The 9,420-nt window shown below is 41.8% G+C and carries 10 protein-coding genes, 1 pseudogene and 1 riboswitch; of the genes and pseudogenes, 3 read left to right on the top strand and 8 right to left on the bottom strand.

Going from position 1 to position 9,420, the window contains the following annotated elements; translation table 11 throughout:
• Positions 1-150: 150 nt before the first annotated feature.
• The 6 genes and pseudogenes from M3205_RS24520 to M3205_RS24545 all read right to left on the bottom strand — a co-directional run bounded on the left by M3205_RS24520 (position 151) and on the right by M3205_RS24545 (position 4,307).
• On the bottom strand, positions 151-477 hold the full coding sequence (locus M3205_RS24520; protein ID WP_251172266.1) for a YnfA family protein: 327 nt from the start codon (positions 475-477) through the stop codon (positions 151-153).
• A 41-nt stretch (positions 478-518) separates the two neighbouring features.
• On the bottom strand, positions 519-1,244 hold the full coding sequence (locus M3205_RS24525; RefSeq protein ID WP_251172267.1) for an MOSC domain-containing protein: 726 nt from the start codon (positions 1,242-1,244) through the stop codon (positions 519-521).
• A gap of 184 nt (positions 1,245-1,428) precedes the next feature.
• A complete protein-coding gene (locus tag M3205_RS24530) occupies positions 1,429-1,638 on the bottom strand; it encodes a DUF2187 family protein (protein ID WP_251172268.1) in 210 nt (69 codons plus the stop codon).
• A 365-nt stretch (positions 1,639-2,003) separates the two neighbouring features.
• Entirely contained in the window at positions 2,004-2,732 is a 729-nt protein-coding gene (locus tag M3205_RS24535; RefSeq protein WP_251172269.1) for a ZIP family metal transporter, read from the bottom strand.
• Positions 2,733-2,844: 112 nt separating this feature from the next.
• A pseudogene (locus tag M3205_RS24540) lies at positions 2,845-3,435 on the bottom strand (NADPH-dependent FMN reductase).
• A gap of 23 nt (positions 3,436-3,458) precedes the next feature.
• A complete protein-coding gene (locus tag M3205_RS24545; RefSeq protein WP_251172270.1) occupies positions 3,459-4,307 on the bottom strand; it encodes a VOC family protein in 849 nt (282 codons plus the stop codon).
• A 184-nt stretch (positions 4,308-4,491) separates the two neighbouring features.
• Here M3205_RS24545 and M3205_RS24550 point away from each other — a divergent pair, with 184 nt between their 5' ends.
• On the top strand, positions 4,492-4,803 hold the full coding sequence (locus tag M3205_RS24550; RefSeq protein WP_251172271.1) for a winged helix-turn-helix transcriptional regulator: 312 nt from the start codon (positions 4,492-4,494) through the stop codon (positions 4,801-4,803).
• 36 nt (positions 4,804-4,839) lie between these two features.
• A complete protein-coding gene (locus M3205_RS24555; RefSeq protein WP_251172272.1) occupies positions 4,840-5,034 on the top strand; it encodes a hypothetical protein in 195 nt (64 codons plus the stop codon).
• Between the two features lie 98 nt (positions 5,035-5,132).
• On the opposite strand, the gene M3205_RS24560 is transcribed toward M3205_RS24555, so the two are convergent.
• Positions 5,133-6,002 (bottom strand): 5'-methylthioadenosine/S-adenosylhomocysteine nucleosidase, encoded by an 870-nt coding sequence (locus tag M3205_RS24560; RefSeq protein ID WP_251172273.1) that lies wholly within the window; start codon positions 6,000-6,002, stop codon positions 5,133-5,135.
• A gap of 124 nt (positions 6,003-6,126) precedes the next feature.
• Positions 6,127-6,230: riboswitch (purine riboswitch) on the bottom strand.
• A gap of 420 nt (positions 6,231-6,650) precedes the next feature.
• Positions 6,651-8,003, bottom strand: coding sequence for a branched-chain amino acid transport system II carrier protein (gene brnQ / locus M3205_RS24565; protein ID WP_251172274.1), 1,353 nt, complete (start codon positions 8,001-8,003; stop codon positions 6,651-6,653).
• A 282-nt stretch (positions 8,004-8,285) separates the two neighbouring features.
• Here brnQ and M3205_RS24570 point away from each other — a divergent pair, with 282 nt between their 5' ends.
• A complete protein-coding gene (locus M3205_RS24570) occupies positions 8,286-8,948 on the top strand; it encodes a GntR family transcriptional regulator (protein ID WP_251172275.1) in 663 nt (220 codons plus the stop codon).
• Positions 8,949-9,420: the final 472 nt, after the last annotated feature.

A 9,420-nucleotide genomic window follows, 5' to 3' on the forward strand; every position in this document is an offset into this window, starting at 1 on the left:
CCAGAAATGGCCTAGAAGATGACCTCGGAGAGGTCTATCATCATCTGAAAATGCTTCAAAGCCAATAAAATTCAAAAAAGAGGTCCGGAATGAGACTATTCCGAACCCCTTTTGTCTACAAACTGAGCCCAGTTCTCAACTGGGCTATTTTTAATGACGAGGTGCAAACAGGATTACAGACGCCCCTATCAGACAAATCGCGGCGCCAAGCCAATCATAAAAGTCAGGTGCTTTTTTATCGATGCCCCATCCCCATAAAATGGACAGAACGATAAACACACCTCCATATGCAGCGTACACTCTTCCAAAGGACGGGAAGGCCTGGAATGCGGCAATAACACCGTATAACGCCAGAATCAATCCGCCCGCGATTCCCCATAAGAAAGGCTTTCCTTCGCGTATCCATTGCCAGATTAAATACCCTCCGCCAATTTCGGCTAAACCGGCCGATATAAATAAAATAATAGCCTGAAACATCTTTTCACTCCCGGAGACATTTGTATCTAGTTTACATGTTCTCACTCAAAAAGGTAAACCTCATCCCCTGCTGCGATCTCACCTGTTTTCAGGACGGCGGCATAAACTCCGAAGTGATTATTCCTTTCACTGATCACCTTTTGATGGAGGCCTGGGTCCCTTTCCCCGCTTTCAGGATCGACGGTAATAATCATGCACCGTTCGCAATGCCGCTTCACTATTAACTCCACATTGCCAATTTTCAGCGTCTTTCCAAACCACTGATCCTCCATAAAGGGTTCATCCTTCACCAGGGAAAGCACCAGATTCGGACGAAACCGCTGGAAGTCCAGCTCCCCTTTCCCCCAGAGCTGTTTCATTTTTTTCAGGGATGCATCTGTCACTACTAAAATATTTTCTTCTTCTATTGCTCCTTCTGGAACATGTATAGGACTATATTGCACAGGAGTAATTTCTGCCGAAGAATGTTCTTCTATTTCTTTAATCAATTGTTTATCATCCCATGGGACCTGTTTTCCGTCCGGGGCTGTAATTCTAACAGGCGGATATCTGTTCCTATTTTCCTCACCTATAAACTCTGCTTTATACCGCACCATTTCCGGAAACTGAGTAATCGTGAAGTATTTCCCTGGCCTGGACTCATCCAGATAGGCATGACTGCGGTCTCCATACAGTCCATAGCTCATAACATTCGTTTTATCCACACTTTCCCCATGAAAACTTTTCACCGGATAGCGGACAATCTCTTTAATACGTCCAATCAGCATTTCCTTCCACTCCCCTATTCAAAAAAAAAATCCATGACAGCATATTCGTCTATCATGGAAAATCTTATCATTGCTGCCGCTTTGCTTTTTCATCCCTGTCTGACCTAATAATTTTTTCACGAACATCAGGAGGTATGGAGGCAGAGCTCTGTTTCGACTCAGATTTCATTCCTGCGCCTCCTCCTTATTTAACGACTTTGTAGCGCTTATGGCTGATCACCGTTTTGATGGGCTCATCCTTTTTCGGATTAATCCCAAGCTCTACAATGACTGAGTTATCCCGTACCACAACTACTCTGCCTTTTTTCCCTTTTTCCGAACCGCTAATGATGCTAATCGTATCGCCAATATCCGCTTTCTTTACACTGCTTACCTTATCTGTTTCTTCTGCCATCTCGATTCTCCTTTAAAAATAAATATATTTTTAACCATGTCGCTAGTATTGCCGTTTTGACGTTCTGCAAAACCCCTTTTCCATTTGCGATAACCTATTAATGTGAAGATCCTTCAATAAATTTAAGCCTGGCGGATGATCATCACGTTACTTCCCACAAAGAAACTAAATAGTATACTTCCAATAAATAAAGTACCCAAGAGCATGTCATTTACAAATGATATAGCCTGATACCGCAATCGATGACCATTTTGTTGCTGCCGATGCCAATATGCACATCCTCCTGCTATTCCATATGAATAACTCCCCCTGCTTTGCATTTTTCCATATGAGGTGCCAAACATTCAAGTGTTTCCGGGAAAATGTTATGAAAAATAATCCAATATCAATGAAGCCAGCAAGCCGAGCGCTGCAATAAATCCGGTAACCGGACCGCTGTCCTCAAAGGCTTCAGGCATCATAGTGGATGCAACCATGGCAATAATCGCGCCGCCTGCAAATCCTGCAATCCCTGATAGTACCTCTTCTGTTGCTCCATCCAAAAAAATGTAACCGGCCATTGAAGCCATTCCTGAAATGACAAATACCGAACCCCAAAGGAGAATAATTTTCTTTTTGGAATAACCGCTTTTTTTCATTCCTGAAGTACTTGAAAGCCCTTCAGGAAAGTTGCTGATAAAAATAGCGGTGACCAAAAGAAAGCTGACCGAATCGGCTTCAAGCAAACTTGTTCCAACCATGATGGATTCTGGTATGGCATCCATAATGGTTCCCGCGAAAAGCACAATTCCACTGGTTACTGCTGCTTTATGGCCAGACCTTTTCCTGTGCTGTGCCCCTTTTTTGGAAATCACTATATCGAAGAGGGTAAAGGTGACTGCACCTGCCATAAATCCAATGCCGGTCGGCAGTAAACCGCCGTTGTGTACAGACTCCCCAAGAAGCTCAAACGAAGCTGCACCAATCAGGACACCTGTACCGAATGCCATAATATAACCGATTATTTTTTTCCGGATGGGCAGTAACATCGCTGCCAATGCACCGAGCAGGACCGCTGACCCTGATACTGCGCCCCAAAATGCAGCATTCCACAACAGGACCACTCCCTTCTCTTTGTTTTTTTCATTATTTCCTTTTAATCCACCCTAAAAACCACTATTCAGAATAAGATTAAAAAAGCAGAACCTCGAGGGCTCTGCTTTTGTTCTATCTAATGGTTTTTAATGCACCGCTCCAGGATATCACCTGGTCAATCATTGCGTTCACATTATCTAGATGAAGATCTTGAGGTTTAAATACTGTACCATTTTCAAAATCAGTAAATAAAGACAATGTTGGATGAACGCGCACATCAGCGATCATTAATTCACCCATTATTCCGCGCAGATGTTCAGCAGCTCTCGCACCGCCGGTTGAACCATAGCTTACAATTCCTGCAGCTTTATTGTTCTAGGGCTCACGGGCCAGATCAAGTGCATTTTTTAATGCCCCTGTAATACTGTGGTTGTATTCCTGAACGATGAATATGAATCCATCTAGACTATAAAGCTTCTCATTCCATGCAGCAATTCCTGGCGAATCCGCTTCACCTAAGAATGGCAATTTGAATTCAGCGATATCTATAATCTCATAATTGGCATCCCCGCGTTTATCGGCAATCTCTTTTACCCAAGAACCGACCTGAGGGCTAACTCTCCCCTGACGTGTGCTTCCTAAGATAATTCCAATATTTAATGTCTCCCTCATTGTTTGTTCCCCCTTAGATTTTCTCCCAAATAATTGATTAAAAAAACCCATGACTCACACCACCTGATGATAATTTATACTCCTAAAATAATTCGATTCCCTGAAGGGTCTTGCGTAATTAACTGTTTATTTTCAACTGCTGCAGCCGCGCCAAGCTTTTTCAAATTTTCTACTGCCTGGTCGATAGCCGCTTCATTTTCAAAAATGAGCTTGAAGGATCGAAGTCCAGCACTAGTCTCTGAAGGCTGCGGAGCCCCTACTCCATTCCATGTATTCAGACCGATATGATGGTGGTATTTTCCGTTTGAAATGAATAATGCCTGTGTTCCATATCGGCAGACCGCTTCAAACCCCAGTCCCTCTGTGTAAAATTTTTCGGTATTCGCCAGTTCAGACACATGTAAATGAATATGTCCCATGACCGTACCGGCGGGCAAGCCCTTCCAGGACTGCTGCTGCCCAATGGAGAGCAGATCATGAAAGTCCAGCGGATCGACGGTCATCATAACTTCCCCGTTATTCCAAGTCCAATCAGACGGACTGCGGTCAATGTAAATTTCTATTCCATTGTCATCAGGATCAGACAAGTAAAGTGCTTCACTTACAAGATGGTCTGATGATCCAAATTGCAGCCCGATCTCGACGAAATGACGCACTATTTTTGCAAGATCGGAGCGCTTTGGAAGCAGCAGAGCGAAATGATACAAGCCAGTTGTTCTTGCCATCTTGGGTTCAGCGTATTCCGGCTGTTCAATCGTAAGCAAAGCTGTTTTGCCATCAGCAGTAAGCTCGGCAACCCTATCTGTTTGGGATAGCACTTTAAATCCAATTACATCTTTATAGAAAGCAAGAGACCGTTGCAGATCCTGAACTTTTATATGGACTTGAGCAACAAAAGTTACAGGTTTTTGGTGAAAGTTCATGTTAATTCCTCCCATTTATTTGATGTTAATTGTGTTAATTTGCTACAATGTGGTTTCGTTATTAACTTACTTTATGTAAGTAAGTATATTATTTAAATTAATTATCGTCAAGTAACTATTTTATTATTAGTTATTTAATTATTTTTGGTTTATACTTATAATAAGAAAACAAGGAGTGATACGGATGGAGAAATCGTTAATTTGTCCAAGATTTGAGAAAGCCATCGGCATATTGAGCCAGCGCTGGACCGGGTTGATCATCTATCAATTACTTAACGGGCCACAGCGGTTCTGCAGCATCGAATCCTCTATCGGGATAAGCGGCAAAGTTCTTTCAGACAGGCTGAAGGACCTGGAAAATGAGGGAATCGTCAAACGCAATGTCTACCCTGAAACTCCTGTAAGGATCGAATACTCCCTAACAGAAAAAGGCCAAGCCATGGAGCCATTAATGCAAGAAATAGAAAAATGGTCGCAGACCTGGTTAGAAGCTTAAAAAAGAGTCTTCCCGCAGTGGGAAAGACTCTTTTTTTTGCAAAATCATATTGGTGAAGGATTTCATTGGCTCGGTGCCGGGCTTCTGACTCAGAATCCCAAATTCTCGCCTTTTGTGTTCGGAGTTGCGCCGGGTTTTGACACAGAATTCCGGATCCAGCTTTTTATGTCCGAAGTTGCACCAGGTTCTGACACAGAATTCGGGATTCTTGTTTTTTGTGTCCGAAGTTGAGCTGCGTTCTGACATACGATTCTAGAACTAGCTTTTTATGTCCGAAGTTGCACCGGGTTCTGACTCAGCAGCCCCGATTTTTACCTTCTACGACTAAATTATTTTCCATTTATCTCTTTAATATACTGCTTTACAACTTCATACACATAATCCTGGTTTGCTGCTGCAGTGTCGGGATCGTATTTGCCACCGTTTGTCTTGTTATTGGAAAGGACGCGAATTCCCATAAATGGAACATCATATGCCCCTGCAATCTGCGCAGCTGCAGCACCTTCCATTTCTTCTACAGATGTTTCGTAGTTTTCGTGGAACCAGTTGATTCGATCCACTTCATTATTCCATAAGTCTGCAGAACCAATCGTTCCTTCAACTACTTTACCTTTTGTGTACTTATCTTTTACAGCTTTGGCTGCAGCCAGCAGATCTTCATCGCCTTCAAAGTAGCGTATCTTTTCCGCATCAGGATCTTCCCCTGCACTTCCTTCAGAAGCCATCAGGTCCATCGGAATCCAATTGGTTGGTTCGATTCCTTCTCCTTCATCCAAATTTCCAGTTTTCATTGATCCGATATTGACTGTTCTCTCGCCTAATACAATATCATACACATTCAAGCTCGGATCATGGCCACCGGATGTTCCCTGATTGATGATTGCTGCGGGATCATACTTTTCAATGGCAATCGCGGTAGCGGCAGCTGTATTTTCCATGCCTTTTCCTGTCTTAGCAACGATGACTGGATACTTGTCCAATTTCCCTTTATAAAAAACAAAATTCCCTGATTTTTCAACTTTAACCTTGTCTAATCGCTGGGCAAATTTTCCCGCCTCAATTGGCATAGGTCCTTGAATAAGAATTGGCTTTTGTGCCCCTTCTGCTTCTGTTTCAACCTTTGATGCTGAAGTGCACGCGGAAAGCATGGATACAGACATGACTGCGATGGCAGCGATTGATGCTAATTTCATTTTCATAGTAAGTTCTCCCCCTGTTGGCTGATTCACCCGAAATCCTGGTAATAGAAAATGGCCTGAAAAAGCAGAATGTTTTCTACCTTCCAGACCATAGAGTTAAAGCCGCTGCAAAAAGAATACAGCTGTTTCCTATACTTTAACACGTAGTCCGGTTCTTTCTTTGGGAACCAGGTAGAAACGCTCAGACCATATTACCGAGCATATACGAGTGACGTTTTTTATAAGAATACGTTGCTAATATAACAAATTCCCCTTATAAAAACAAGCCATAAACGAACATTTAGTCAATTATCACTAATTAATATTCGTAATTATTCTTTCCACAAGCCTCTTTTCGTATAAATTGTTGTTTTTCGCTTATCAATGTTGTCCGTTGATTGCAGTGAGGATGCTCAGCGAACCACGGGGCGGGCGGTGAGCATCCTCGACGCTACGCGTCTGTAGGGTTTCACCTGTTCCGCTACTCCCGTAGGACGTTGAATGGGCTACCTTGAGTAAATACCGCACGAAGAGAATGCGCATGCATTTTCGAGGATCTCGCACCTTCCACTACAATCAACTCAGTAAATATAATATAAATAGCAACAAACTTTGCGAAAACAGCCTTCCACAAAAAAACCCCCAGCTGAAAACTGGAGGTTGCACACATTATGCCGCATTCTTCACTTCAGAAGAATGTGACTGTCTTCGGTCCTTTATTGCTGCAGCGGCAAGGCCGATCAGACCACCTGCCAAGCACGGTACAATCCAGCCTAAACCAACATCATATAATGGAAGGATTGCACTAAAAAGGTCATTGATTGGCGCAAATATAATGCCTGCTGCGTTCAAACCATCAAACAAACTTACCACGAAGGTGAAAAGTATGCTTCCCTGATAGACTTCTTTCCTCCCTTTAAAGATCGGATGAAGGAAAGTAAGAGCCATCAGTGCAATCGCCAATGGATAGATTCCCACCAATACAGGCACGGAAATGGCGATCAGCTGGCTTAATCCAAAGTTGGCAAAAACCGCACTGAAGATGGATAAAACAACGACGAACATTTTATAAGATACTTTTGGCATCAGTTTATTGAAGAATGAAGAGCAAGCTGTAATAAGACCGATGCTGGTTGTCAGACAAGCACCAAACACAATGACACTTAGAAGCAGTGCGCCCAATGAGCCAAAATAATGCGTAGAGGCACCTGATAGAACAGCACCGCCGTTATCCAACGCTCCCAGACCGCTGACACTTGACGCTCCAATAAAAGAAAGTGATGTATAAATGACAGCTAATAGACCGGAAGCAATTAAACCTGCTTTGGCAATAGATACCATGATATCCTTCCTGGTTGCAGCGCCTTTATCCTTTACAGCATTTACGACAATTATACCGAATACAAATGCTGCCAAGGCATCCATTGTCAGATAGCCTTCCTGGAACCCTTTAAAAAATGCACCGTTCATATAGGCTTCAGTCGGAGCCTGGAATGCGCCCATTGGATTAATGAATGCAGCGCCGATCAAAACAGCAATGACAATTAATAGAATCGGTGTTAAATATTTTCCTACAATATCTACAATCTTTGAAGAATTCAAAGAAAAATAAGCTGTAACGCCGAAGAAAATAACTGAAAAGATAATTAAGCCAACAGAGCCGCTTGCTTCCGATAGAAAAGGCTTTATGCCGATTTCGTATGACACTGTAGCTGTTCTTGGAATCGCAAATAGCGGACCAATTGATAAGTAAAGGGCTACCGTAAAAGCCATTCCGAATAAGGGATTGACACGGCTAGCGAGTGATTGCAAATCACTTTTCCCTGAGAAACCCAAAGCCAGAATTCCAAGCAGAGGCAATCCCACACCTGTTATAATGAAGCCTGCGTTAGCTGACCATACATTCGTTCCTGCCGATTGGCCCAGCATTGCAGGGAAAATTAAGTTTCCTGCTCCGAAAAACAAAGCAAATAGCATAAAACCAACTGTCACAATAAATGAGAATGGTATTTTGTTCGTCATGTTTTTCCTCCTGTTAACATGATTTTAAACCTTAAAGTCTATCAAATTTAAATTTTCTGAAATTATAGTACAGTATTAATTTTATTTTTTTACACTAGTAATATATCGCATAACTCAAGATAACACATCCAAAATACTTATGCAATATATCGCATGGTTTTTTTGTCGAATCATGCGATATATTGAATTTATCAAGATACTTCTATATACTAAATATATATTATATTGGAAATAACTATAAATTCGCTGCAAATTGCTAGAAATGAAAAGGTGGTCACAGCTATGCCAATACCCTCTAATTACTCATCACCTACCCGCGTATCCGCTAAAGATCGTGCTTTCTCTCAGATTCAGGAGTGGATTATTGACGGGACACTTCAGCCGAAGGAAAAATTGAATGATGCAGACCTTGCCAAAGCATTAGGAGTCAGCCGCACCCCTATCAGGGAAGCGCTTCAGCTTCTGAATGTTCAGGGATTTGTCGAAATGTTCCCTGGTGTGGGAACTCAAGTCACGTCAGTTAACCCGGAAGATATAAGTAAAATCCTGCCTCCTTTAGGCGTACTGCAGGCCCTTGCCGCAGAATTGGCAGCTCCTGTGATCAGCCAGGAGTCAATCAATATTCTCAGGGACATTAATCATAAATTCGCCAAAGCTTTAATGGCGGGAGATACCTTCTCAGCATTGAAACAAGATGAAAAGTTTCATAATATCATTATCGAGCTTGCCCAGAATCTTTATATTTCAAATACAGCATCCATGTTGCAGGCTCATGTTATGCGGTTATACTATAATAAAACCATTATTCTAAAAGAACGTTCCATTGAAGAACATGAAGATATATTAAAAGCTTTTGAAGAAAAAGACAGAGAAAAGGCCGGTAATATCGCCCGTGTTAATTGGCTTCGGGCAATTGACGAGTACTACTCCAAGGAAAAATTATAAACCAATCGCAAACGTCAAAAAAACGCACAGTAATTTGAGTTACTGTGCGTTTTTTTGGTTATAATTGGAATTTTATGTTAAAACCAGTGAAATACTTGATTAAAAGAGGGAAGAAACACTCAAAAAAAATTTTGGGTTTTTATGAGTTTGCTCTTTATTTTATTATCAGGCGCCACTAGCATTCTTTCCTTCTGTGTATCAGGGAATATTAGCTGATCTAACTCATTCATTTCCACCTCGGATTTCTACACTTCCTTCTTAATTGCATGAAACCGAAAAACTCATTTTTTTTCTGGGTTATTATCAGAATTAAAGCATTCCTTACGCCAAGCATCTGCACTGCAAAAAGAGGCTGGGACAAAACTAGCTTCAGATAGTAAGAAAGGTGAATTTGAGTGCGCTCAAATTCACCTTTCTCTTATTTCAGGGTATTAATTCTTTAAATTCTTATTTTTTGGCAGTGAATTTCCTT

Source organism: Cytobacillus firmus, assembly GCF_023715565.1.
GTDB lineage: Bacteria > Bacillota > Bacilli > Bacillales > Cytobacillaceae > Cytobacillus > Cytobacillus firmus_C.

Coding starts and splice junctions, on each gene's coding strand:
- M3205_RS24520 (WP_251172266.1), bottom strand. CDS start 477: ATGTTTCAGGCTATTATTTTATTTATATCGGCCGGTTTAGCCGAAATT.
- M3205_RS24525 (WP_251172267.1), bottom strand. CDS start 1,244: ATGCTGATTGGACGTATTAAAGAGATTGTCCGCTATCCGGTGAAAAGT.
- M3205_RS24530 (WP_251172268.1), bottom strand. CDS start 1,638: ATGGCAGAAGAAACAGATAAGGTAAGCAGTGTAAAGAAAGCGGATATT.
- M3205_RS24545 (WP_251172270.1), bottom strand. CDS start 4,307: ATGAACTTTCACCAAAAACCTGTAACTTTTGTTGCTCAAGTCCATATA.
- M3205_RS24550 (WP_251172271.1), top strand. CDS start 4,492: ATGGAGAAATCGTTAATTTGTCCAAGATTTGAGAAAGCCATCGGCATA.
- M3205_RS24560 (WP_251172273.1), bottom strand. CDS start 6,002: ATGAAAATGAAATTAGCATCAATCGCTGCCATCGCAGTCATGTCTGTA.
- brnQ (WP_251172274.1), bottom strand. CDS start 8,003: ATGACGAACAAAATACCATTCTCATTTATTGTGACAGTTGGTTTTATG.
- M3205_RS24570 (WP_251172275.1), top strand. CDS start 8,286: ATGCCAATACCCTCTAATTACTCATCACCTACCCGCGTATCCGCTAAA.